The sequence below is a fragment of the Altererythrobacter lutimaris genome, assembly GCF_013371495.1.
Classification (GTDB): Bacteria; Pseudomonadota; Alphaproteobacteria; order Sphingomonadales; family Sphingomonadaceae; genus Erythrobacter; species Erythrobacter lutimaris_A.
In genome coordinates, this window is record NZ_JABWTA010000003.1 from 1 (window position 1) to 541 (window position 541).

Here is a 541-nt window from a genome sequence, read left to right on the forward strand (position 1 = left end):
TCAATGCCTGCCCCTGCTTAATAGGCACGATCCACTTGTTTCTCGTCTTTGGCACCCCCGTCAGTTCCTCCACAACAACAAGTGCGAATTGCCCGGAAGGCCGATCACCGTACTGGCGGCAGTCTTTTGCAACCGGACCTACGGAATCCTTTCGATCCACAATATCCAAGACCTGTGCGCGCAAACGGCCTTCAGCCTCAACTGGAATTGGTTTCCATCCCGCACAGCCCCCGAGTGCAAGCGCTGCAGCAATCATGCCGATGAGATATTTCATACCAAGGGTACCTTTCATAATAAGTCAACGATTAACCATATTGGAGCGAATAGGGCTCTCAATGTGATGCTCTTTGGAGGCTCCTTGAATCAGTTTTGCAGCATGGCTGGCTGCCTTGCCGAACGAACATTGAGGGTGAACGCCACCACGACAACGAGCAAAACAGCAAACTGGGCCAGCACCGTTTGCCACGATGGATAGATGCCAAGCAAGTCGATCCGAGGAATTGCCATCGAATTGACATGTACCAGCCCAGCCTCTTGCAGC

At 52.5% G+C, this 541-nt stretch carries 1 protein-coding gene; it reads right to left on the minus strand.

Annotated features, from left to right (window positions below; all coding sequences use genetic code 11):
• Window positions 1–274: hypothetical protein (locus HUO12_RS14445; protein ID WP_217905310.1), on the minus strand; the 274-nt coding region annotated here is incomplete at its 3' end.
• Window positions 275–541: the final 267 nt, after the last annotated feature.